Origin of the sequence: Leptolyngbya sp. AN10 (assembly GCF_050565645.1) — a bacterium.
Lineage (GTDB): Bacteria > Cyanobacteriota > Cyanobacteriia > Leptolyngbyales > Leptolyngbyaceae > Leptolyngbya.
On record NZ_JBNXVP010000004.1, the window covers coordinates 243022 to 268382 of the forward strand.

Genomic DNA, 25361 nt, shown 5'->3' on the forward strand with positions numbered 1-25361 from the left:
GCTGAATCTTCTACTCTTTTCTTGATCGCTTTGATCAAGATAGTCACGCTCCCGCATTAATAACTTCAAGCGGCTTCGATCGACTTTAAACGTTAACAATGTTATTGATAGCAGCACAAAATACTTGCATTTTTACTAAACTGACTTACAATTGTGAGCAAGCAGCAAGACATCAATTTAGAAATCCATCCCTTCACCTAGACAAAGATTGAATAAGCAAGCATAGGCTTGTAATCCCATAGCTGCTGCGTCACTACATTATCAGTGGAGAGTTATTATGAGTGGAATTACCAGTTCTGATGGTTCCGTTTCGGTTGGACCTAAAGGAGCCAGCTCGAATGCTGTGTTCCTGCCAGCAGGCAACCAATTGCAGTATTCTGTTAATTTATCGACTTCGGCTGGCTCTAGCTTTGTTGGAGGCGATGTCAGTTCTCAGCTTTCAAGTCTGTTAGAGAAGTCGAAGGCTACAGGTCAGCCGCAGTCTACGACTCAAACCACCGAGATTCCTGGTGGTTTCTCGCAGACAACTTTGTTTGCTTCTTCTAGCTCTTTTTCAACCAAGATTTGAAGCACAGCTTAAAGAAACGCTAGTTGTGGACATTTCTCCACAACTGGCGCATGTGGCAAATAATCACCAGACTTAGCCTTGCTGTTATTTCATGCCTAATGATGTGAATTAACAGCAAATTTGATTGATAACGCTAAGTACCGCGATGTCCGCAACCAGATTATTTGAATGGACTGTATAAGACTCTTTTTCCGAGTTGTAGGGCGATTGTTCCACCGTCTTGCGATCGGTGAATCCAAAAAACTTTAGCCATAACTCATTACAGTCAATCTGTATCCAGAGAAAGTAGTCTCCCTGATTCGTTCCTGATAACCAGTAATCGGGGATGCTCATCGTTTCTGCATCGATCGTATCTCCAGGAATGATTACGACTGTCTTTCGACTTCTGAATCGCAAAGCACTGCCATCGACCTGCTTCCAGTTCTGATAAGGAATCGTTAGATATGGCATCAGATCGTCGCTCAACCAGTCGAAACCCATCTCTAAGGCAATGTGATTAAGATAAAGTTGGTATTGAACTTGAGGGTTAAGCGTTTGATCTAGCGTAGAGAGCGTTAACACTTTGTGGTGTAGCGATGGTTCGATCGGAACCATTGGCTGTGCGAGTGAATCTGTGTATTGCATGATTGAAAGTTGGATTTACAAAAAATCAATTCTTATCGCCCGGACTTTGCCGAATCTGCTAAATTCATCAGCGACCCCAACACTAATTCGATCGGGCGTTGAGTTCTCGTTTTCATTTGGGCGCTGATGGTCATGCCATTTTTTAACGGATGCTTTTGTGCCCCTCGCTCAAGTATCGGTTGATCTAGTCGAATCTGAGCACGGAAGAAAGGCTGCCCATTCTGGCTCTGAATCGTGTTGCTGCTGATATTCGAGATCGACCCTTTGATCGCACCAAACTCAGTAAACGGCAACGCATCAATCCGCACTTCCACCGGAGTTCCTATTTTGAGATTGGCGATATCTGTTGGACTAATTTCAACTGTTGCAACCATCGATTCGTTCGGAATCACTTGGAGCAACGGCTGACCCGGTTGCACAATGCCTCCAGGCAGCGTGACCTCTAATCCTGTCACCGTTCCGGCAGTTGGAGCCACAACTTCTTGAGCCTTTAAGTCAAGATCAATTTGCCTGATCTGAGCATCAAGCTTGATCAGTTGCTCTTGCGCTTCACGGAGTTTGTTAGCAATTTGGCTATCTGCCTGAACTTTCGCGTCAAGCAGTTGACGATAAACTTCATCAAGCTGTTGCTGCGTCGTTGTTTGAGTCTTTTGCTGTTCTGCCAGCACTTGCGCTTGCTGCGTCCGTGCTTGAATAATCCGGCTTTGAACTTCATTAGCTGCCCCAACCTGATCAAGTACTCCGTTGCGGGAAATGCCACCTTGCGCGAACAGTTGCCCTAGACGCGAGAGCTTATCGCGCTCAATCCTTAATTGGGCACTTGCATTTTCGAGCTGTGCATTGGTGCCAATCGATTGCACTTGCGCTTGAGCAATTTGAATTTGTCGCTCTGATTCGATCGTTCTTAATCGCTGCACAAACAAGTTATAGCTAATCAATTGATCCGGAGCCAATGCCGATGGATTGTTTGTCAATTGAGCATTAATTAAGTTGCGTTGCCGCAAGAGTGCTGCAATTTCTGGCAATGTTGCCAGCACTGAATCTTGCGGATTCACGAATAGCACTGCACTTGCCTGCCGCAGCACTGCTGCTTGCGCTGCAAACGGTTCGCGCTGTTTCTTCAGCGACAATAGCTGATTAAACAACTCTGACTTATCAATCTGCACTAATAGTTGCCCAGATTGAACCACATCGCCGTCCTTGGCAAGAACTGCTGTGATGCGCCCACCCCGAATTGATTTGAGCGTTTGCGCCGAGGATAATGAATCAATCCGACCCCGCGCCGAAACAACGACATCCAGTTCAGCTACACACGCCCAAACAGCGGTTCCACTAAGTGTCAGCACAAGTGATCCGATCACCATCATTACCCACCGGGGGCGATTGTCATATTCCGGCTCAAACGTCGATGCAACTTGCTCTTGTTCCGCTTCGGATCGCTTGATTAAACTTAATGGACGCTTAATGCGATAGGTCAACTGCCAAAGCCAACGTTTCAGCATAATTCTTCTCCAGTTAACTCGGTTGTTGTGATTGCTGTTGATACAAGCAGTAATAGTTCTGCCGTCGAGCCATCAATTCCAGATGTGAGCCTTGCTCGACAATCAATCCGGACTGCATATACAAAATCAAATCCGCTCGTCGCAAATTTGAGAGTCGATGAGTAATAAAAAAGCAAGTTTTATCTGCAAATCGCCGCATGAGATTATCCACAACTCGCCGCTCGGTTTCAGCATCGAGCGCACTGGTAGCCTCGTCGAGAATGACTAATCGCGGATTGCGATATACCATTGCCGCGATCGCAATTCGCTGGCGTTGTCCTCCAGACAGCGATGAGCCTCGTTCTCCGACTTCTGTTCCATACCCATCAGGCAAACTTAAGATAAAATCATGCGCTTCAGCAATTTTTGCCGCTTCTACAACGGCTGCTTCATCAACATCTTCGTTCCCGCCTGCAATATTCGATCGCAGCGTGCCCCGAAATAGGTTGGGTTCTTGCTGCACTACCCCGATCTGCTCACGCAAGGATTTGAGATTGATTTTGGCAATATCAATGTCGTCGATATAAACCTGCCCGCTCATCGGCGCGTAATAGCGCGGTAGCAGTTTTAATAGTGTACTTTTCCCGGAGCCGCTCTGCCCGACGACTCCGACAAAAGTTCCAGCCGGAATGTCGATCGACACTTTATTAAGCTGTAGCTGACCAGGCTGAAAGCCAAACTCAACCGAATCGTATTGTACATGACCCACAATCTGAGGAAGTGCCAATCGCCGCGCATCAGCTTCTGAAAACTCTGGCGGTTCGTTCTTCACATCTGCCAACAGATTCATCGACACATCAGCTTCTTGAGCATTGCGCCATAACCCAGATAACCGGACCAATGGCTGTGTGACGTATCCCGCAATGATGCGGAAAGCAATTAACTGTCCGAGTGTGAGATCGCCATTGAGTACCGCATTTGAGCCGACCCATAGCACCAATAGGCTACTAAAGTTACTGACGAAACTATTCACTGCCTGAAACGATGTGCCTAACATCGTCGTTTTGAGTCCAGTTTTGAGATATGCCCGATACTGTTGCCGCCAAGTTGCGAGAATGGCAAATTCCATGCGCTGCGATTTGACAGTAAACATTCCGTTCAGCATCTCAATTAGATGAGACTGCATTTGAGCGTGCTGATCGGATCGCTTGCGAATCAGTTCTTGAAACACTGGAGCCGCAAGCAGCGTTAAACCGATGATCACGGGAACTGTCGCCAGTACACAGAATGTTAGAACGCCACTGTAAAGTAGCATTACACAGACATAGATGATCGAAAACAGTACGTCTAGTACAACTGTAAAGAATGTACTTGTAATAAACTGCTGCACTTTTTCGAGTTCATTAATCCGGGCAGCAATTTCACCCACAGGGCGCTTTTGAAAAAAGGGCAGTGGTAGATTAAACAGATGCTCAATAATCTGATATCCCAACAGTAAATCAACGCGGTTCGTCGTGTTATTTAGCAAGTAGGTTCGGGCTACAGTTATTGCCGCTTCGATCGCACTTGATCCCATCAGCAAAACCCCAAAAACTGGCAGCGCTCCAGGACTAGAATTAATGATCACACGATCAACGATTTGCTGCGTCAGAAGCGGGTTAGCCAATCCTAGAAGCTGCACGACGATCGAAGCTATCAAAACGGACAGTAGCATTGGCATTTGTGGCATAAATGCGCCGATTAGCCACCACCAACCGAACCGATCAGTACGGCTTTGGGCTTGACGACCGAGAACGATCGCAGTGCCAGTCGTATTCTTCTGAAGAACAGCGGCAATCTCACGCGAAGAACGCCGCACTAATCCCGATGGAGCCGCAAACACCACCGCCTGATCGCTGACTTCGTACAAAACGCACAATTCATCTCGAATCTGAATCAAAGCAGGCGTTTGTAGCCGGGATATACCGCCTGCGGTCGTTGGGAACTTTACTGTTTGAGCGCTTAATCCAAACGCATCTGCGATCGCAGCGTACCAATCCATCCGATCTCGCGGTTGCGATTCAAGCTGTTGACTCCACTGCCGCAAAAATTCTGGTTTGTATGGAATTTCTAATAATTCACACGCATTCCAGAACGCGGTCACGACTGATTCCGCAAACGTTTGATTCCGCGCTGTGTGCGCTGGATAAAGTTTGGGAGTTCGATTAGGCAGAGGCTTCGGAACAGAAGTTTTTGCCAACGCTTCAAGTCGCGCCAACACTAACTCTCCGCTTCCTGAATCTGCCATAATCACGTCTGGTGCAGGCAACAATCCGGTCGAAAGTGCTGCGCTCAAAAAGGTGCGATCAATGCCTAGCAGCCGGATTGGGAGCGATCGAGATTTGAACTGCGGTAAGTCTGCGATCGATTCAACAATCGTTCCAATCGGTAACGACTGATGTGTACTGCTGCTGACAAACCATAAACATCTAGATGAAAGATGAAACGTCGGATCGTTTTGTCCAAACCAATGCCTCACGGTCGCACAACTTTGAGTCACAATATGACGACTCACTTCGCTTAGATCCGGCAGATTGAGTTTCGTCGGAATGGTATTGCAAAAGCGCAGTAGCACATCGTACACTTCAACGAAGCTAACGTGTTTTGAGAGCGTCGGCAGTAACTCTTGCAGAATCGATTCAAAATCCTCGATCGTTAAACCGAGTGTAATGACTTCTTCGAGACCCGCGGCACGTACTGATCCGAACGTAGACCGCCGAATAACGCTTTCCCATCCAAACACCTCCCCTTCATGCAGAACTCCAAGCGTTGGTGATTCTTGATCCGCAGGTCCGACAACTCGCACTTGTCCTTGGACAACGCAACATACTTCGATCGGCAATGAATGTTCCGGCTGAATGACCTGTCCTGGGCGAAAACTATTAATCCGAACTTTTGACGAAATCTGATAGCAAGTGTTTGGCAGCAAATCCTCGAACAACGCTGCACTGAAAAAGGTCGGCAGAAACGATCGCGGCTGAAGCGGCATTTCACTCATAAGTCACCCGCATTGATTTGAGCGATTTCAGCTTGTCGCGCCCGAACGGTTTGCTCACTCAGCCAACGCGTAAATAAAGAATTGATTAACTCTGTACGGAGGACTTCGGTTAATCGCGCGCCGTGAAATCGCTCCAACCGAACAATACAATACTGACCGTTAATCTCGATCGGTCCGTATATTTTGCCGACTTCCCCGGTGCAAAACAACACTCGAATCGACTCCGGTAAGTTTGCTAGCTTCATCGGTCCCACCCATCCTTGCGTCGATCGCTCAGATCCTTCTGAATGTCGCTGAGCAATCTCACCAAAATCCTTGCCATCATCGCGAATTTGAAACAAAACTTCTGCGGCAAAGTTAGCATCGCTCGTTTGCACAAGTGAAAATTCTACTTGGTCGTAGTTTGATCGCGATCGCAAAAACTCTGATTCAACCTGGGGTGCAAACTGTTGCTTGAGTTTTTGCATCCGAATTTCGCGCATCGCCTTGGACTTTAGTTGATCGATCGACATCTCATACTGTTGTGCCCGCTCGCTCAAAAATTGCTCCAATGCTTCAGGATCAGGCATTGACGCACGATCGCGTCCACTGAGTAGTTCAAATAAATCTGCTCCAGTCACTTCGATATTAGGAAGAACTTGGAAGTCAAGAAAGAGTTGTTCGAGCAAGGTGCTGAGTAATCCATAATGCGCGATCGCGTTATAAAGCTGCTCACCAGTTAGCTCTAATTTGCCGAATGTAAGACAAATAGACATATTGAAACTGTTTTGCTGAAATTTCAGTAGGATCAATCCTGACATTGTTGCCAGTCTTTGAAGATTATCAATCCAGTTAGCTGGCTCAATTTTTTCTTAATGCTAGCGTTGGAACACGAAAATTGTGCTTACAATAAGTCTACAAGTTTCAACCCTATTTGATATTGGATCGATTGAATCGATCTTGCCCCGCAAGCTTTGCAAAAAGTAATGGAGAAACAAAATCTATGAGTCGTTTGCTACTCGGCGGTAGTGCTGTTGTATCGATCGCGTCTTTAGGCGTTTATGCGTTATCGCAGAACCCGCTGTCATCAAAAGCAATTCCCCCCAACCGTGAAAAGCTTTTTCAGGATCAACTGAACGAAGCTCAGGCTCTAAACAGAAAGAATCTACCGCTCGATGCAATTAAAAATACGATCGGAGTCCCAAGCAACAGTAAGCACTTCAAATCCGCGCAAGTGCTACAAGAATCCTTGTCACAGCAAATCTTGGCTCAAGCCAAAGAAAAATACCGTCGTGGAAACATTAAAGAAGCTCTGACTGCGCTTCAAGTGATTCCAGCAGCAACCACTGCGGCTTCTGAGTCGCAGCAGTTACGGCGAACTTGGACAACAGAAGAGCAACAGCTACAAGCAATTCAACACTTCGCCTCGCAAGGCAACTGGAACCAAGCGATGCAGGATCTTGAAAAACTGCGATCAAGCGAAGTCTTCAACACCCCGCCTGTCCAAGCACTTCTGCAACAAGCGATCGCTCAAACAGGTGAAACGCCAAATTCACTCATTGCCACAACTTCTCCGGCTCCACTTCCTATCACGCTATCGCAGGCTCCAACTCTCGATGCCGTTCCTCCCCCTCCTCCACCAGAAAACGCAACCGCTGTGAATGTTGATCGAACACTGGCATCTACGGCAGAAAGGCTTGATGGCTCAGTCCCAGTTGCTCCTCTAGATCCGCCTGTATCCATCCCGATCGCTCCTCCAGATCCGCCTGTATCGATTGCTCGCGTTTTACCCCCTCTACCGCCCTCAATAGTTGCCGCAGCCCCAACTTCGAGTTCGATTCAAGCCGTTGCTTCTAAATCGCCTCGTTCTGAACCGCAGTTCGATCAAGCATCGGTTAACTCAGTCCCGATCTCGACTGTGCCTGATCCGATGAGGACTGCTACTTACACGCAGCCACCCCACGTTTCTAATCATTGGCAGCCGCACGATCGTTCAATTGCAGATCTTCCTCGTCCAACAGCGGACACAGCTTCTAAGCCGCCTGTACAACGGGAACTACCACCGACCCCGACAACCGTTACGGTGTCTACCCGACCGAATCATTCGCAAGCATCCAGTGAAGTAGCAGCAACCGCAAAAGCTCCAAGGCTGAATGAGGCTCCTAGCCCCATTACAGCCCCCGTCGTTGATCGATCGAACATGACTACGCTTGTGAAATATGAAACGGTTCCCTTACCCGCAGCATCGGTTGAAGAGATGCTATCTGCCTCCACCTTTAAATCGAGCCAACATCCAGCGAGACAAACCTCTGGAAGTCGCCTATTAATTGAAATGCAGAGAAAATTGACCGAGAATAACACGACTGCAACCCTATCGATTAAACCGCTTATCCCACCAACGACGGCTAAAATTCCTGAGCAAGTGACTGATCTCGCTGAGCCAAAACCTCGGTTGCATTCTGAGGAATTAAACAATTCGATTTGATGTGCATTGCTCCATTATGCAAGCCGACTCTAGCGCTAGAGTCGGCTTTTCTTTTACTTAAATTTAGAAAATATCAATTGATATTTTCTAAATTAGCTTATCTGTATCTTAAGATTTTCTAAAATTATAAAATATCAATTGATATTGTTTATTATTCGATGAAAAAGCTTAAGCTTTGGGGTTGCGAATGCAGAGATGTCCCCCATATACTCAACATAGAAATCGCTAGAGAACAGCGGTCTCCGGTTTGAATGATTTGAGCAACTGTGGATCGATCAGTTAAATCTGTAGGTTTCTGATTTTGCGTCACGCTTAGCAGTCCTTGCTGGACACTCATCAACACTATGAAACAGTTTGTCGCTGCTATTTCTTCGGTAAAAGTTCCTTTTGCCTTCTTGTTGTCTGTTGGTTGTGTTGCTGCTGGTTCAGTTGCGCTAACAAAGCCATCTGAACCAACATCAACATCGATCAATCCGGAGAATCAAGCAACAGCATCTGAGCTTGCACCTGAACTAATCGCTCAAATCCTTCATTTGGAAAAGCAATCACAGTTCAAGCAAGCGCTGAATGTGCTGGAGCCGATTCAATCGGCATCACCGTCTGTCGCATTACAGTTAGTGATGCTGAAGCAGCGGCTAGCTCAATCAATCTACGATCGTGCCTTGAATGAGTATTGTAATGGCAATGTTGCAAAGGCGATTCAAATTGCAGAATCGATTCCATCCGATGCACCCAGTCGCTCTCGCTATCAAAAAGTGCAAGCCGATTGGCTACGATCTCGAACAATTGTGGATTTGGCGCAATCTTATTTTCGCCAAGGTCAATTCTCGATCGCGCTTGATTTGATTGATCAAATCCATGACCCAACTCTAAAATCGAGCAGATTAGTGCGATCTCTGCGAGCCGAAATGCAAGCGAGTCAACCTGTTGCAGCGGTCGCTCCGCCCGAATCAATCATCGAACCCGAAATTGCCTCGCCCGGATCACACGAGCCACAAGCTTCAATCGAAAGCGAACCCTTAGTAGAGCCGCCTTCGGAGACTGAACCTGAATCGGCATCAATTTGGTCGGTTCCAAGTCAGTCTCCCTATCATTCAGCGATTTCTACCCCAGAGCGTAGCGAATCGATTGTCCAACCCCGTTCCGTGCAGTCTTCTTGCGGTCGTCCAGAATGCGAGTTTGCAGGCTTTAATTAGTTGAGCCTGTTTGTTCCTTGTTCTATTACCTCACTCGATTATGGCTCTACTTAACTGGCATCGGATTACTCCGGTAGTGGCGTTATTAGCTATGTTCAGTTTTCACCCACCTGCGGCGGCTGAACCGCAAGTTAGCCTCGAAGATGTTCGGCACTATCTTGCAGGCATCAGTACAAGATCGCTGCCCAACGTTCGTTCACAAGTTGATCATCAAGCACTGGTCAAAACTTTGAAGCAGCGCGATTCGACGACTGCTTGGTACATCGGGCAATGGGCAACCGAAGACGGGTTCGTGGCAGTTTACCCAGCGACAAAACCTGGAAAAGTGTGTTTGATCACAAAGTCGAGCAGCACCGTCGCTTATGCAGACGGAAAAACTGAAGGCGCAGTGATCCGAACCTCGAATCCACTGTTTACTGATGAACGTCAGCAGTTCTTGCGGTATGCTGCTTCAGATCTATTCATTCCAGTACAGTATCGCGGTAAGTCTTTTTTGGTGTGGGGATTGTATGATCCGAACAAAGCCCGATCGCGCTTTCTCACCCTGGCATTTCAGAATGTTCCACCTGACTTGAATACCTTCCTTCCGTCAGGGCGAACCGCTGATGCCATTAAAGCTCAATTCTCAGCCGCTGGTTGTTCTGCGAATGTAAATCAGCCTGCAATGATACCGCAAGCGAACAAGCCAAGCGGCATGATTCAAGTAATTGATGGAATTACGATCGCAGTTGTTCCGAAGAAAGCAAATCAGTTTGACATTCAAATTAGCAACAATACTACAAGCGATTTTGGGGTTTTTCCCAACCGCATCGTGGCTTTTGATCGGAATAAGCGTCGCATTCCTGTTCAGTTTTCAAGCTTAGTGCATGGAACTGTGGTTAGACCTGGTGGTGTTCTACGCGCTACCATTCGCGCAAATCGCTCACCGATGTGGATTCAAATCCCAGAAGCAACCCCGCAACGCCGTATGTTCAATTTTCAAACGCCCACTTCATGATGGTTAGACGTAACAATGCAACAAAACTCCAAGACCGACCGCAACAGCGCGGGAGTGGTCACACTAGAGCAATTACATAGCTCTAGCCAGAATCATTCTTCTAGCGGATTCGCTAGCCAAGATAAAGAGATCAAAAGAGTACTTGGCAATGTTTTTAACATCAATATTGATGTTAAAAACCACACAGATAAATCATCGTCATCTGGGCAGAAGAAAGACGAATCGAAGTCGATCAATGCTGCCTTCAAAGACAATAAAGACCACAAAGACAAGAAAGCTCCATCGACCGGGAACAAAGAAGAAACGAAAAAGCTCGATGCCAACTTTGACCCTAAATCGAACACCAACAGTAAAGATCAATCAAAACCATCCGGAAAGTCCAGCGATCAAAAATCTAAAGAAACTGATCTAGGCATTCCCGAAGAAGCCCTCCACATTGATCCGGCGAAGCTCAAAGATGTGAAGTCACTCGATGCAAGCAAAGTCAACATTGAGCGAGACCTTGAGAAGAAGCTTGGAAAAGACGGAGACTTCCTTGATCCTGGCGGTGGAATTAATACCGTGATCGGTGGCTTCGGCAATGATATTGTTCGCGGTGATGGTGGAGGCTTTAATACGATCGCAGGTGGCGGTGGTGAAAACCTCTTCATCCTCGGTTCTGAAACGACTAACCGCATTTTCGACTTTGACCCGACCAAAGACCGCTTCGGATTAACAGACGGATTGCAAGTTGCAGACATTCAGTTTGGACAAGGGACAAATCCTACGAAAGCAGGCATTGACTCGCCATTAGACAGCAATGCCACAGTGATTTTTGACAAGAACGGCGAAAACCACATCTTAGGCAGTCTCGCATTCACCAAAGCTGTTGATTTGAGCGAGAAGAATTTCGTTGTGGTTCGGGACAATGACTTGAATAAAGTTGCACAAACCGTTTAGGAGGGACACATGGCAGCAACCCTAGAAAAAAAAGGAACTCAGTTTGGCGCTGATACTAGCATCGAACAACACAAATCGGACAGTCACAGTCATGGCAGCCAGGGGTCGTCGATTCAGAAAGAAGATGCGACAAAAAGCTTGAATAAAGCTTTGGGCGGAGACGAGCATAATCATGCCATTCCAGAGGGAACGATCGAGCTACAGCGCACCGACAAAGGTGGCTACAAACAGCAAGATTTGCTGAAACAAGGCAAGCTGTTTGGTAGCGATGGCAATGATTTTCTGAACGCAAGTAAAAGAGAAATTAAAGGAACGGCAACAGGCACTGGATCTGGAGAGTTTCCATTTCCCAACGACTCAAAAGGAACGACAACCCTCACTGCTGCATTGAAAGCAGATGGCAACCTAAAGATCGACGGCAGTTTCAAAGATTTTGATGGCGCTCCGTTGTTTAGCCAGGAAGAAAAGGAGATTGATCCTAAAGCTAAGATTCTCAATGGATCAGATCCGAAGGCGCTAGTCGATGGATTTCTGAAAGTGCCGCACGATGTTGAAGGTAATCCACTTTCTGGAACACATTTGCACTTCGCGCCTTCTGGTGATCAACGCGGAAACAATGCGGATGCTACTGTTGTTCGCTTCCTGGATAACAAAGTGAACAGCGATGGCAAATCTGGTACGATTTCCGGCGACTTTAAACTCAAGCCAGAAGAACAAGCCGCCTTTGCAGCAGGAAATCTTTACGTCAATGTTCACTCGAACGTTGACGTGAATAAAGATGGGAATGCAGGTTTTCCCACTGGGGAGAATCGCGTCAACTTTAATCAGAACGTTGTTAGAAAATAGTCAATTGCTCAGTGAGCAATTGCGTACTGTCGCCACACATTCAAAGCAATGGTTGAGCAAATTGAACAATTTTGCGATCGCTATTTCGTCATCAAGGAACTCGGTTCTGGAGGATTCAGCCGAACCTTTCTCGCTCGCGATCTCGAAATGGTTGGGTACCCACTTTGCGTCGTCAAGTGCCTGACTCTGGATGCGGCAAACGAAGTTGGCAACATGGCGGAATTGCGGCGACAGTTAATCGTTCAAGAAGCTCGCATTCTAGAGCGATTCAAAGGATCAACTGCCAATGTTCCACGCATTCTGGCATGTCCCGAACATCATCATCCCGTGTACCTTGTTGAAGAGTACATCGAAGGTCACGTCCTGGAAGTTCTCAAGCAGCAGCCTTTTAGCGAAGCACAAATTGTTTCATTCCTGCAAAATGTGTTGTCGGTTCTGGATGTGATTCATCGCCATAGTGTCGTTCATCAAGATATCAAGCCGAGCAACCTGATTCGTCGCAACGACGGGTCGATCTCGGTGATCGATTTTGGCGCAGCGATCGATTTAGATGAATTCGTCGAAGACAGTTCAATCTACGGCACACCTGGCTATAGTCCACCCGAACAGCAAGACGGCAAAATTGACTTTCATACCGACTTGTATGCACTAGGCATGACGGCGATAGAGTTGTTATCCAAGGTCGCGCCACAACAGCTTGAACGCCATCCAAATTCAGGCAAGCTACAGTGGCAGGAGCATCTCGGTGCATCGATTCATCCAAAAGTTGCAGCAATCCTTGATCGCCTAGTTGCTTTGCGTCCTGCGGATCGCTACACAAGAGCAATCGATGTGTTGGCAGATTTACAGCAACTGCGCGTTGAGTCTCGGCTCGCGGCACTTCCGAATCGAATCAGTCATTCAGTGCTTCGTTCGATTCTCCAAGCTTCCCAGCCCATTTTCTCGAAATGCCGTTCAATACAGTCACAATCACTCGTAACTCCAACCATCTTCGGTTTGGCGATTATTTGTGGCTTTGGCTTTGTTCCACTGCTCCCGCGTATGACCGATACAATCGCTGCACAAATGAGCATGATACAAAATCAGCCAGCCGTTGATTTATCGCTGATTCACAAGCTCCCGCTCTCCAGCACGATCGATCAGTTTCTCGTTGTCGATCGTCAGCTCGTGACGTTTGATCGCAACAATCAGGTTCAAGTTTGGGATTTATCAACCGGAAAAGTTCAGCAAGGCTGGACGACTCCAGGCATGATCGAAATGCTAACAATGACACGCAATCATTTAGTGAGCCAGCGCGACGAGTCGTTGACCGTTTGGCAACTCTCCACCGGAAACGTTCTTCACCAGATTGCATTGCCCGAACCTGCCAACACTGCATCGCTGAGTGCAGATGGACAGCACCTCGCAACCGTAAGTCCTAGCCACACTTTGCGAGTGTGGAACATGACGACCGGAAAGTTACTGCGAACTGTTCCTGGGATCACTGCCGCACAGTACGCCCTAGATAATCGGCTGTTTTGTGCAACCACGCGATCGCGTATTGATATTTGGGATGCTGAATACACTCAATTGCAGCAAAGTTTAGCTGGACATCTCGGCAATATTACAGCGTTTAACTTTAGTGAGAATGGAACTGGATTAACCAGTACAGCGAGCGACGGCACAATCGTCTGGAATCTGGAGACTTCAGAACTCCTGCGCGTGTTGCCGACCAAGGTAAGAACGGCTGCAATCTTGCCGAACTATCTTGTAACTCAGCATGAAGATGGGACAGTCCGGCTGTGGGAATCAACTGGAAAACTGGTTAAGTCCCTCGCTTATCTTCAAAGCAAAGTTGCAATGACTGCTAACGCTCACTATGTCGTGCAAATCACGCCTCAACAACTCGAAATTTGGCAGCTATCTAAAACAGAACCATGAACTTTTTCCGCGTTAGCGAAGGTAAACTCCATTGGATTCGCACTGCTTTGCTTCTCGGTTGGGCAACAATCATCCTATCGATGTTTTGGGACCCGATCACGCCTCACTTCACTAACCCTATCGCGATCGGATCTCCGTTTCGGCTCAATCCAGACATCTACCTGAACGTCGATCGGTGTGTCAAAATCCGCACCGACTGCATTCTTGAACAACCTTTTTCGCTTGGAACCTTGCTTTGGTGGGCAGCGATTGTGCCAGCGGCAATTCTCATTCTGCTCGTGCTTGGACATGAATTCTGGCGGCGCATTTGTCCGTTGTCATTTGTGTCGCAGATCCCCCGTGCATTGGGCATTCAACGCACACGCAAACTGATCGATCCGATCAGCGGCGAGATTCGACGAGAACCTGTGATCATCAACGAGAATTCCTGGCTGGGTAAAAACCATCTAATCGTTCAGTTTGGCTTGTTCATTCTGGGATTGTGGGCACGACTTGTATTTGTGAACGGGCATCGATTCACGCTGGGTTGCTTTTTGATTGCCACAATCATTAGCGCGATCGTCGTGGGCTATCTATATGCCGGGAAATCCTGGTGTCAGTATTTCTGTCCGATGGCTCCGGTACAGATGGTTTACACCGGACCGCGAGCACTGTTCGGGTCTAAAGCTCATTTACAGCCTAGAGGAACTGTAACGCAGTCAATGTGTCGTACTGTCGGTACTGACGGCGTTGAACAATCTGCTTGTGTGGGTTGTAAGCGTTCGTGCATCGATACTGATTCAGAAAATACATACTGGACGGAGTTGAACAAGCCAGGACGCAAATTAATTCAGTACGGCTATTTAGGAATGGTGCTAGCGTTTTACTGGTATTTCTATCTGTACGCTGGCAACTGGAACTATTACTTTAGTGGGGCTTGGGCACATGAAGAGACCTTGCTCGATCGATTACTTGATCCTGGTTTTTACATCAGTGGCGTTGCCGTTCCAATTCCCAAGATTATTGCCCCATTGTTGCTATTTGCAGTTACTGTGACTGCTACTTACTCCCTGGGAATTTGGTTAGAAAAACAGTATCGATCGTATCGTCGTCGTTGTCAGCAGCCTGTGAGTAAAGAGCAAGCACAGCACGTCATTTTCAGCTTGTTCACTGTGGTTTCGTTCTGGGCATTTTTTGTCTTTGGCTCACGTCCGACTCTGAACCGCTTTCCGATGATTGTTCCGGCAATTAATGTCGTCATTGTCATTGTTGGGATATTATGGCTCTTGAAAACGATCAATCGTAAACGCGCTCATTATGATCGTGAACGTACCTCGATCATGCTGCGCCGACAGCTACACCATTTTGATCTTCCTGATTCCTGGCTCGATGGTCGATCGATCGAGGATTTGAGTGCCGATGAAGTCCATTTATTAATCAAAGCTTCGCATGGGTCCCGCATACAGGCATATCTTGGCGTGGTGCAAGAACTGCTTGAACAGGGGGTGATCGAAGCATCAGATTCGCTCCACTTTTGCCGCAATCTCCGTCAAAGTTTGGGACTCTCGGACGGGGATCACCAAGATGTAATTCGACAGATCCCCAGTCATCTGCTGTATCGCATTCCCGCTCCGCAGCCCGTTTCCACACAAACTGCAACCGTGGTGTTTAAAGACCGTCAACGTCCAACATCGACTGCGTTGCAGACCGTTCCTTATCAACGGAAATAGACCATGCTAAGACTGCGATCAAGCTATCTTCCAGATTTATTCTCAGGCTCTAGCTTTGGAAAGCATCTGTTAGCTCAGAATGACCACAATCAAACCACCTGGAAAATTGGGCGATCTCCGGAGTGTGACTTAACACTGAATGATGCCAAAATTAGTGGTACTCATGCGATTGTTCAGTTTATCGACGGCAACTTCTACTTTATGGATGTGGGAAGTAGCAATGGCTCGATCGTCAACGGCGACCTGTTGCCCCCCAACACCTTGCATAAAATTGCAGTAGGGGACGAAATTGCAGTAGGGGAAACCTTGTTGCACGTTGATGAAGTCATGCTGCTTCCATCTGCGACTCACACATCAAGCGTGAATGTTTCTTGGTGGATTAATCAAGATATCGATGCTCACTGTGTTGATATTATTGATGAAACCCCGGATGTGAAAACGTTCTCGTTCGTTGCAGATCCTGCACTTCTGTTTCTTTATCGTCCTGGACAGTTTGCGCGGCTAGAGTTTCAAATCGAGGGAGAGCGAATCGTTCGGGCGTACACGATGTCGTCAAGCCCATCTCGACCTGACCTGCTACAATTCACGGTGAAACGTGCTGTGCGCTCTGAAACTGACATTTCGATATCGAATTGGCTACACGATCGATTTCAGGTTGGCAATTCGATTCGGATTTTAGGAGGTGCGAAAGGATCATTTACGCCCGCACCGCAGTTTCCACCAAAATTACTGCTTGTCTCTGCTGGCTCAGGCATTACGCCGATGATGTCGATTTCTCGGTATCTGTCTGATTTGCGATCGACGATCGATGTCGTGTTTTTCCATTCCGCCCGGACGCTTGACGACTGCATTTTTCGCAACGAGTTAGCGTTAATTGCGAGTCAAAACGTCAACTTCAATCTCAAGATTGCGTTGACGCAACCACAGCCTAAATCTGCTTGGCTTGGATTTACCGGACATTTAGATACAGCGATGCTGCAAATGATCGCACCGGATGTCACAGAACGTCATGTGTTTGTCTGCGGTCCCGATGGCTTTATGAATCACGTCAGGCAGTTGTTTGGAACAATCGACTTTCCAATCGCGCAGTATCACCAAGAAAGTTTTGGTGAAGTTGAAGGCATTCCGGTAGAGCCAATTCCGGAGACGATCGATGACGTGCCTGTTCTCGATCCGGCTCCGCTTCCAACCGTAGAACTTAACTCTAATGAGGTAGCTTCACCCGACACGATCGTGCCTGAGCCAGTCCCTCAACCGAGTACTGCTCCGTCTGCATCAAGTCCGTCATCGACGACTGCGCCCACCGTTCGATTTAAGCGATCCAACAAGTCAATGGCAGTTGATGTAAAAACGAGCATTCTCGATGCGGCTGAAAAGCTCGGAGCCGATATTAACCTGAATGGCTGTGGAGCAGGACGATGTGGGGCGTGCAAGGTTAAGGTCTGCGGCACGATCGAGTATCCGAATAAACAGCCCAATCCGGCTGCTTTATCTGCACAAGAACATCAAAACGGCTACGTCTTATCTTGCATTGCTTATCCAATCGGCAGCGTTGAAGTAGACGCTTGAGCAGATTTTCTATCCACCAAAATCTTTATTGATGCTCGTTATCCTGTCGAGCAGCTTTCAATCCTCCACTTTGCAAACTTTTTGTACAAATCAAGAAACTCATCATGGCTCAGAATCCTCCAGTTTTTCCCACAGTTCCCACTCGTGGTGGAACCCGCAATAACGATGTCTTGCTCGGTGACTCCAATCGCGGTAACACTTTGGTCGGCAACGGTGGTAGCGATCGCATCGTTGGCGGGCGCAGTAACGATGTGCTGTTATCCGGCGATGCTTCTAGCTTCATTTTACCGACCCTGATACCTACGGCTCCAGATTCGGTAACACCGCCTGCACCGACGACACCCGCAATTCAACCGCTCACAGGAACTCCGAGCAATGATACGCTGAATGGAACCGAGCAGGCTGAGATTATCACGGCTGGTAAAGGTTCAGATACGATCTTTGGGAATGGTGGTAATGATTTCTTTATTTGGAACCCCGGCGACGGACCAGATATTGTTCATGGTGGCGCAGGGTTAGATACTTCGGTGATCAATGGTGGCGCTGAAGGCGAGATCTCCATGCTGCGAATGAACAACGGAACCGCTGTGTTCAATCGCTTGACTCAGACTCCGTTTAGCGTAACGCACGACGGAACTGAGGTTGTTCAGGTCGAGTCGAACGAAGGGAATGACATTTTGATCGCAGACAAAATTGCAGGTTCAGGAGCGTCGCTGCTCGCATTTTCAGGCGGCGGAGGCAACGATGTCTTGTTTGCTGGAACCGTGGATACCGAGGTTTCCACAACAGGCGGTGCAGGCGATGATATCCTCATCGGCGGTCAGAAAATGAATACGATCGAGGGCGGCAGCGGCAATGATTTTCTCGTTGGCAATCAAGGGATGGATCGCTTCGTGTTGAGTTCAGGCAAGCCGTTCAATACAACTGACCTCGGCGTAGACACGATCACAAACTTCAACCCGACTCAAGACAAGATTCATTTGAGTAAAGCGACGTTTGCTTCGATTGCGACTCAACCCGGACAGACACTCGGAGTCTCTGACTTCGCGCGTGTGGATAGCGACGAAGCAGCAGCATTAAGTGCTGCCAAGATTACTTATGTTCAACCGACTGGCAGTAGCTCTGGCAAGCTGTTTTATAATGCTAACGGTGCTGAAGCTGGACTGGGCAATGGGGCGCAGTTTGCCGTAGTTGCAGGCGCTCCAGCACTAAGCGATCAAAATTTCGCACTGGTCGCGTAGCCGCGATCCGATCGTCGTTTTCAGGGAGAATTGGAAAAACCTCCAATTCTCTCAGGCGGATCAAAAGCGCGAATTCTACGGAAAGCGTTTTTTACGTCATAAAGAGCGTCTAACGACCAGATATCGCTCTGAGGCGTTCTACCGAAAGATATCGCTTAACGAAAAGCTTTTCAATGAGTGTGGTAAAGACATCTCTCGTTACTGCGATCGAAATTCTCGCATCACCTTGAAGCGAAGTTGAAGGCTTGCATCGGGTAGCGGTCGAGCAACGCTTCTCACCCCTTCTAATTCTCAGTTGTGCTGATAAGTTGCTCGGTTAGCACAATTGAGCCAGGATTTTTACTAATGTTAGAGTTTAGCCCTGAATCAAGTTGGCTTGCAAAATCTCAAGTCGATCGACTCACTCAAGTCCTAAGAGAGATCGTTGGACCGATTGCGCCAGCCCTGCTGCAAGCCTCACTCGCAGACTGTACATCGCTGCTACAACTCTTATCCAAGCTAGAACAGCAAATTCCAGAAGCTACGAGAAATAAATTTCACCAACAAACTCTTTGGCTAGTTGAAAGAGCGATCGATGATCCAGCGTTCATTAAAACGTGTGAGGAGATTCTCGAAAGATATGTTGACAGGGTAGCTGGAATGCTAGTGCTCACAATTCTGCAACAGCAACCAACTATTAGCAAATATGATTTTGTCGAGCTTCTCGCAACATCTCCAGACTCCGCTCAGAAAGACAGATTCCGTCAAACAATGATGAATCAACATCATTCCAAAACGATAGCCGGATAACTCAAATGATGACTAGCAGAATTAATGAGCGTCTCCTATCAGAGTGGCTAGAACAATATCGAGAGACTACCTCAACCTTCTATTCATATCGAACAGCAGGGGAGCTATTTACTCGTTTTTTGGGAGACCGCTCGATCACCGAAATTCAACCTGAAGACGTTGAGCGTTTTGTGCAGAAATTAGAAGGCGATTCAAAACTTGCCTTTAATTCGTTGCGATCGTATAAAGCTGCAATTCGCTCATTTCTAAAATACATTTCAGCTCGTCCTGATCTGCTTCATCCTTTGAGCATTGCTCATCCACCTCGGCGCAAGCTCCCCGACTTATACATCGATCTCCGGCTCAATGAAGTCATGCAAAAAGAAGACAATGCTCGGAATCGAGTGTTGCTCTGGTTAACGATCGTCGTCCGATGCACCACGATCGAAGTGTTAGGACTCAGATGGCAAGATGTTGACCCCCAAGAACGCTGTCTAATTTTGCGTGACCATACTCTACCAGCAAGCCAAAATGAAGCACCGCGCAAGGCGTTTCTCTGTAATCCAATTTGGTCAGAACTGATTGCGCTGAGAAAAGGACGATCGCTCGATGAGCATGTTTTTCATGGAGCAAGGGGAACCCGACTCGCCCCTGCTCAATTAAATCAAATTGTTGCACAAGCACTGCATCGAGTTGGGATTAATGCAACGCCTCGCGACGTTTGCTTTAGCGTTAAAGGCAAAGACCGAAACTATCATCTTGCGAGTTGGACTGAAGTTCAGTCTCCAAGTTACAGTCAACTTCCGCCCTACTACGCTCCACGCACGGCTTCCATCCAAGTTGGCGGAACTGAGGTTATTCGGATTGAAAACGGAAAGTTGCTCGACGCGAATCGCCCATTGGCTGCTCAAAACTTAACGAATGTGGCAATGTTCTGGGACGATGAGCCTGTTTATGTTGTCGAAGCAAATCTGGTCACACTCAATCGACTGCGAATCATTACAAACGCCTATGGACTCTCTATCCTCCAGTGATGTAGTTCACACAATCGGTACTCATCCTAATGATCTGTTTCGTCCCACAGGTGGCACGGTTGATGATACGCCAATTTTCCTGCTAGATCTAAATGTGCATTGTTTATCACTAATTTGTGCAAATTATAAGATTCGTTTTAACTTTAAATTCCAGTTGCTTACTTTAAAAGTCATCGTAGCTCAAATAGATAATTTAGCTGAAGGGATTGGTAGGCTTGTCGTGTCGCTAACTCCTCCTGCATATCCAACAGCACCATTGCCAAGCCCTGGTCATCATCCGCCAAATGTAGAAGCCTTTCTTGAAGTTTATCCGAACAATGCCTCAGAACCAACGTTTCGCTTGAAAGAGGCTTTAGAAGATTTCTACTTTGAGCTTGAGAGTGGGTATGCGATCGATATCTCTTTCCAAAAAGATGTTGCATTAATCATTTCTGCGATGCTCCCTTACAACTCAGGAACAGAAATGACAGAACTTGCTGCACAGCTAATCTTGAATCTACAGCACTCTGAGCCTCAGTTTAATGTATCGAAGGAAAACAGCAATGAAACAATTTCTGAGTCATGATATGATTCAAGGCTGTGAGCGCACGGTTATTGATGCGATCACGCAAGAATGGTTAACTGCACGAGTTCAGAATGAAGATCCCAATTCGAGATCAGTTAAAAGGCTTGATCAAAGCACGTTCGCTTGACACTCAAGTTTGGTTTCTCGAATCGATCGATTGGGTGAAGCAACCAGAGTGTCCAGCTATTCTAATTGGGACGCAGCACCAACTGATTAGTGGCTTACTGAACCGTAGCACGACGGTTGATCGCGAACTTTACCCGATCGTTGCAGGACTGCTCGCAAACGATAGCTTTATTGCTTGTTTGAACACTAGCCTATACGGTTGGGGCGAAAAATGCTTGCCGAAATCGAAGGATTAATCGGTTCCTATGTGCATCAACATCACTTGCTTTGGCACTTTGAAAGCGTTCATTCAAAGCAAATGTTGAGAAACCGCCTGCACACTCAAAGCTAGGCGACAGACTTGCTGCAAATGTCGATGCTGTCCCCTGAGCAGAAGCAGTTGCAGCCTTATCAAATTTATCCGGCTCCTCAAGAATTAGAAGGAGAGTTGCAGGACTATACGACTAGCCTTGCTCGCTTTGTGCGATCGTGCTGTGCGACTTCCCTCAACTTGAGGAACTATTGGCAATTTTTATTGTTTTCGTATGGACGGAAGACATACGATACAACCTCCCTCGATTTGAAGAACCCATTGACAGTCGCGAATCCGGCATAGGCAGTGTTAACCCGTCGTGTGCAAACTGCCTTATCCCTAAAACTTAGAGGCACTGCTAATCGTCGATCGAACGACCTCATCCATATTCGGTGTCCCACGAACTGATCGATCAACGATCGCATATCTTTGAATATTAAAGAGAAAAAATAATTCTAATCCTCAATGCCTATTTTTGCTCAAGATGCTTTCTGAGCAAAATTTTCAATGCCGAGCATTCCAATTTGATAATCCGCAAGCTCATCGAGTGAGCAAGACAGCAACTGACAGAGTTCTCTCATTTGATGAGGAGTTAATTTTGGAAAACTTTCGCCCGTTTCCCAACTGCTAACAGTTTGAGAACTGACACTTAATGCCTCACCCAATTTTTTCTGACTTAAACCGCTCCGGCATCGTTTGAGTCGGAGCCATTCGTTAAAAGCCATAGGTGTTGATACGGGCAGCTTCATACCTTCATACCAATGGAGACAAAAGACGTGCCATAAGAATACCGCAAATTTTAACAAAATGCTTGAAACGTTTTGCTGTAGTTGAAGATTCTCTGATCCACTGGAAGACTCCAGAATTTTATCGTTATCCTCCTAGAGTGGATCACTTATCGATAATTACAGAGATTTTGCTTTTTCCTGAAAGTTGCGGAAAATTATATAGCAGTTTGGGGATCGCTCTGGCATAAAAGTTTTGAGCGAATCGATTTTTAGCGTGATCGTCATCGCTTTGACTTCAAGCGCTCTAATTGATTCAAGCTCAGATCTTGTCTTGACGAAAATCAGAACGTAACTGCTTCCTTGTCGTAAATTAATCAAGGGTTTGTGAGTAGTTTGCCACGGCAAAACAATTCTGCTTGAATTCATATTCAAGCAGGGGCATCTCGAATTGAGCGACATACGATTGCCTAGCTAGATGGGATTAGTCAGGTTTTTTCGGATTTCAGATACTGCTTTAGCTCGCGTGTTTTTGCATTGAAGGTTGCCAGAATCTTCTTGAGATGGCTTTCTTCAAAATCATTGAAGCTCACTTGCTCGATCGTCTGAATGAATCGCTCGACTTTTCTATCCGCTTCAGACATAGCAGTTGGGCTGTAATTTGCAATCAAGTTTGCAACATACTGTTGTGTCTCTGCTTTGCTTAACTTGTGTTTGATGACGTGTGCAGTTGCATCCGCTCGAATTTTAACAACTTCATCTTCCGACTCAAGCCCTAAGTTCTTTGCAGAAACACGTTGAAGTGCATCTGCTGCAAATACCTCTAGTCCATCAAGTCGAATTGCTTTCTTCAAATCTTCAGGAAGTTTAAGTTTAGGAAACACATTAGCATTGACAGAGCTGGGATTTTGCTTAAACCGCATGAGAACTTGAAAAATTCTCAATTCTGCTTCATCGAGATCCAAAGCTTTTAATCGAGTCTCTCGATCACTAAGCGGAAGTCCCATAATCTCTTTCAACTGAGCAAGCCCTCCATGCCGCTCTAGTCGTCGCACCGCATTTCTCAAAGCTCTTACAACTTCGTCATCGCTTAAATTGACAACGTATCGGCACTGCTGCATAAGTGCCTTGGCAAGATCTAGAGGATTTAGCCCATTGCGAATACTTGCAGCTAAAACCTTCCCATGTAGTTCTTCTTCAGATAATTCTTGACCTAGATAAACTGCATCGAGTTCTGACCATCTTTCTGGATTTGTCGGAAACAGGATTTCAGTCGCTGCACGCCAACGGCATTCCCCATCGAATAAAATCTCTCCGGGTAGCAGAATAATTGGATCAAGCTGCCCTTCTTCTTCAAGCGAGGTTGCCATTTCAGCAATCATCGCGCTTGTAAAAGTTTCTCTTGGCTGCTTGGGATTCCGTTTGATCGCCTTAATCGAGACTCGGACGACTCCTTTTGAGCTTAATTGTTGGCGCAGGTCAGCGAGTAGAGACTCATATTTCTGACGATCAATTTCACTCAACTGGTGTTGAGAATTCTCTTGTTTCAGCCGTTGGATTTCTGCCTGTAATTCTTCAACCTGAGACTCTGTATCACTTCCAAACAGCCCTAAGAAGTCTTCATCGACTCGACGACTTTTTTCCTTAACCATTACACCAATCCTCGACTTGTGTTCAATTCGTCAACCAAAGCTTGAGCAATTTCTAAGTATTGCTTTCTCACAGGTTCGTTGCGACGGTATAAGCCCAGCGGAAGTCCTTTTCCAGCGGCTTTGGCAATATAGGCATTTTCTGGAATTGGAGTAAAGTATCGGAGCTTTCTTCGTTTCGCCACAACTTCGATTGAATTCGCAATCTTTTGCTGAAATTCCCACTCAGATTTGATTCGGCTTACAACCATACCAACGATTTTTGGAGGAGGATCGCGATCGAGGTCATTAATCTTCTTGTCAAACCATGCCAGCATTGTCGCAGTGCCAAATCCTGCTTTGTACTCTGGATGAATAGGCAAGAGTACATGCGTCGAGGCAGCCAGCGCGACGAAAGGGAGTGGCTCCAACGTTGCGGGGCAATCGATGATAATGAAATCTTTGTTGATCGGGTACTGTTTGAATCGCTTTGCCAGCGTCATGATTCCCAGTGGGTCACGATCGATCTGACGAATGCTCCCATAGAGCGGATCTCCACCAACACACATCTGAACATTTTTCGTTTTGTCCTCCCAGATATCGAGCCAGGGGTAGGTTCCGTCGAACTCGGAATCTAGAACGTCAGCCGTTGTTCCAGGAATTTCTTTTGCTAATTTCCCTTGTTTTATCAGACCACAGAATAAGGCAAGGGATAGATTTGGATCGAGTTCGATTAAACCGACTTGAAATCCCATTACTCCAAGCTCATAAGCAAGATTGTAAGCAATGGTAGACTTACTGACACCACCTGCGTTCGTCTCGATCGACAAAACGACTGGTTTTTTGAACGTTGTCTGCTTTAAAGATGCCATAGAGCTATTACTTGTAGAGTTGCCGAACTAAATTTCTGAAAGACAGTGCTTTATTTGTCTTTGTCAAGCGACAGACCGTGAAGTTCCGATGAGCAACGGTTTGCAGTCTCATCAGGTCAAAAATTGAAGGATGTGGATTCTGGTATTCCACAGATGAAATACACAATATCATCATTTCTTTAATGCTGAACTAAATTCCTACTATGTTTTTCTAAATTCATGTGGAATACCAGAATTCACAGCGAGACCAAGCGACAGTTTAGCCGTATGTGCGTTGTTATGTATAGGCAAACATCATAGAATATAGAGCCACACTCAATCTGCTTAATGGAAAGTCTGTCTTGTAAGGAGGGTAACACTTGATTGAAGAAGCAAGCATCGAACGAATACGCCTTATTCTAAACTTGAATAATCTACACGGCACAGCTTATCTTGAACTCGTGCCAGGTAAATATAAGGGCAAGTTTTGGAATTAAATTCCGTATTTATTGCAGAAGAACTTTTTAGTTATCTTGAACCTATGTTCAAGCGAAATAAGCCAGGTTTTGATCACTACGCAGTGATGGAGACTGGCAAAGACATTTAGGTATTGATTATTCATGATTTTAGGCGGTTGATCCCTGTATTGGAGCAAGCTCAAACGATCAAAGACCTCGAAGGTAAAATCGGGTTTTTCCTCAAAAATTCAAGGAGCCGATTCGCAACTAACTTTCGGTTGAATGTAGCAAACTTAATCTGTCTCATAAGTGAATTGTCGCAG

22 protein-coding genes are annotated in these 25361 nt (G+C 46.6%); 15 read left to right on the forward strand and 7 right to left on the reverse strand.

What is annotated here, in order from left to right:
- Positions 1 to 277: 277 nt before the first annotated feature.
- On the forward strand, positions 278 to 568 hold the full coding sequence (locus ACQ4M5_RS07760) for a hypothetical protein (protein WP_430675009.1): 291 nt from the start codon (positions 278 to 280) through the stop codon (positions 566 to 568).
- A 108-nt stretch (positions 569 to 676) separates the two neighbouring features.
- On the opposite strand, the gene ACQ4M5_RS07765 is transcribed toward ACQ4M5_RS07760, so the two are convergent.
- From ACQ4M5_RS07765 to ACQ4M5_RS07780, 4 genes are read right to left on the reverse strand one after another with little or no spacing between them, the layout of a single operon-like run.
- On the reverse strand, positions 677 to 1192 hold the full coding sequence (locus ACQ4M5_RS07765) for a DUF1822 family protein (protein WP_430675010.1): 516 nt from the start codon (positions 1190 to 1192) through the stop codon (positions 677 to 679).
- 32 nt (positions 1193 to 1224) lie between these two features.
- Entirely contained in the window at positions 1225 to 2694 is a 1470-nt protein-coding gene (locus ACQ4M5_RS07770; RefSeq protein WP_430675011.1) for an HlyD family efflux transporter periplasmic adaptor subunit, read from the reverse strand.
- 13 nt (positions 2695 to 2707) lie between these two features.
- Complete coding sequence (locus tag ACQ4M5_RS07775; RefSeq protein WP_430675012.1) at positions 2708 to 5710, reverse strand: peptidase domain-containing ABC transporter; 3003 nt, start codon at positions 5708 to 5710, stop codon at positions 2708 to 2710.
- The gene (locus tag ACQ4M5_RS07780) at positions 5707 to 6465 is read right to left on the reverse strand and encodes a peptidylprolyl isomerase (RefSeq protein WP_430675013.1); all 759 of its coding nucleotides are present in this window, start codon (positions 6463 to 6465) and stop codon (positions 5707 to 5709) included. The genes ACQ4M5_RS07775 and ACQ4M5_RS07780 overlap by 4 nt, the downstream gene beginning before the upstream one ends.
- 227 nt (positions 6466 to 6692) lie before the next feature.
- On the opposite strand from ACQ4M5_RS07780, the gene ACQ4M5_RS07785 reads away from it, so the two are divergent.
- From ACQ4M5_RS07785 to ACQ4M5_RS07850, 14 genes are all read left to right on the forward strand, one after another.
- Positions 6693 to 8174, forward strand: coding sequence for a hypothetical protein (locus tag ACQ4M5_RS07785; protein ID WP_430675014.1), 1482 nt, complete (start codon positions 6693 to 6695; stop codon positions 8172 to 8174).
- A 344-nt stretch (positions 8175 to 8518) separates the two neighbouring features.
- A complete protein-coding gene (locus ACQ4M5_RS07790) occupies positions 8519 to 9370 on the forward strand; it encodes a hypothetical protein (RefSeq protein WP_430675015.1) in 852 nt (283 codons plus the stop codon).
- Between the two features lie 40 nt (positions 9371 to 9410).
- On the forward strand, positions 9411 to 10367 hold the full coding sequence (locus ACQ4M5_RS07795) for a hypothetical protein (RefSeq protein ID WP_430675016.1): 957 nt from the start codon (positions 9411 to 9413) through the stop codon (positions 10365 to 10367).
- 15 nt (positions 10368 to 10382) lie between these two features.
- Positions 10383 to 11306, forward strand: a complete 924-nt coding sequence (locus ACQ4M5_RS07800; RefSeq protein WP_430675017.1) for a hypothetical protein — start codon at positions 10383 to 10385, stop codon at positions 11304 to 11306.
- Positions 11307 to 11315: 9 nt separating this feature from the next.
- The gene (locus ACQ4M5_RS07805) at positions 11316 to 12152 is read left to right on the forward strand and encodes a CHRD domain-containing protein (RefSeq protein ID WP_430675018.1); all 837 of its coding nucleotides are present in this window, start codon (positions 11316 to 11318) and stop codon (positions 12150 to 12152) included.
- A 48-nt stretch (positions 12153 to 12200) separates the two neighbouring features.
- Positions 12201 to 14072, forward strand: a complete 1872-nt coding sequence (locus ACQ4M5_RS07810; protein ID WP_430675019.1) for a protein kinase domain-containing protein — start codon at positions 12201 to 12203, stop codon at positions 14070 to 14072.
- Positions 14069 to 15781, forward strand: a complete 1713-nt coding sequence (locus ACQ4M5_RS07815; RefSeq protein WP_430675020.1) for a hypothetical protein — start codon at positions 14069 to 14071, stop codon at positions 15779 to 15781. The genes ACQ4M5_RS07810 and ACQ4M5_RS07815 overlap by 4 nt, the downstream gene beginning before the upstream one ends.
- Before the next feature lie 3 nt (positions 15782 to 15784).
- Positions 15785 to 17350: an FHA domain-containing protein gene (locus tag ACQ4M5_RS07820; RefSeq protein ID WP_430675021.1), complete on the forward strand. Its 1566-nt coding sequence runs from the start codon at positions 15785 to 15787 to the stop codon at positions 17348 to 17350.
- Positions 17351 to 17454: 104 nt separating this feature from the next.
- Positions 17455 to 18591, forward strand: coding sequence for a calcium-binding protein (locus ACQ4M5_RS07825; RefSeq protein WP_430675022.1), 1137 nt, complete (start codon positions 17455 to 17457; stop codon positions 18589 to 18591).
- A 345-nt stretch (positions 18592 to 18936) separates the two neighbouring features.
- Entirely contained in the window at positions 18937 to 19380 is a 444-nt protein-coding gene (locus tag ACQ4M5_RS07830) for a hypothetical protein (protein ID WP_430675023.1), read from the forward strand.
- Between the two features lie 5 nt (positions 19381 to 19385).
- Entirely contained in the window at positions 19386 to 20393 is a 1008-nt protein-coding gene (locus ACQ4M5_RS07835; protein ID WP_430675024.1) for a tyrosine-type recombinase/integrase, read from the forward strand.
- A complete protein-coding gene (locus ACQ4M5_RS07840; protein WP_430675025.1) occupies positions 20371 to 20958 on the forward strand; it encodes a hypothetical protein in 588 nt (195 codons plus the stop codon). Before ACQ4M5_RS07835 ends, ACQ4M5_RS07840 begins: the two co-directional genes overlap by 23 nt.
- 71 nt (positions 20959 to 21029) lie before the next feature.
- Positions 21030 to 21320: a hypothetical protein gene (locus tag ACQ4M5_RS07845; RefSeq protein WP_430675026.1), complete on the forward strand. Its 291-nt coding sequence runs from the start codon at positions 21030 to 21032 to the stop codon at positions 21318 to 21320.
- A gap of 113 nt (positions 21321 to 21433) precedes the next feature.
- The gene (locus ACQ4M5_RS07850; protein ID WP_430675027.1) at positions 21434 to 21679 is read left to right on the forward strand and encodes a hypothetical protein; all 246 of its coding nucleotides are present in this window, start codon (positions 21434 to 21436) and stop codon (positions 21677 to 21679) included.
- Between the two features lie 176 nt (positions 21680 to 21855).
- On the opposite strand, the gene ACQ4M5_RS07855 is transcribed toward ACQ4M5_RS07850, so the two are convergent.
- The 3 genes from ACQ4M5_RS07855 to ACQ4M5_RS07865 form a co-directional block, all read right to left on the reverse strand.
- The gene (locus ACQ4M5_RS07855; RefSeq protein WP_017292067.1) at positions 21856 to 22101 is read right to left on the reverse strand and encodes a helix-turn-helix transcriptional regulator; all 246 of its coding nucleotides are present in this window, start codon (positions 22099 to 22101) and stop codon (positions 21856 to 21858) included.
- 488 nt (positions 22102 to 22589) lie between these two features.
- Positions 22590 to 23753: a ParB/RepB/Spo0J family partition protein gene (locus ACQ4M5_RS07860; protein WP_430675028.1), complete on the reverse strand. Its 1164-nt coding sequence runs from the start codon at positions 23751 to 23753 to the stop codon at positions 22590 to 22592.
- Positions 23753 to 24601 (reverse strand): ParA family protein, encoded by an 849-nt coding sequence (locus ACQ4M5_RS07865; RefSeq protein WP_430675029.1) that lies wholly within the window; start codon positions 24599 to 24601, stop codon positions 23753 to 23755. Before ACQ4M5_RS07865 ends, ACQ4M5_RS07860 begins: the two co-directional genes overlap by 1 nt.
- Positions 24602 to 25361 lie beyond the last annotated feature (760 nt).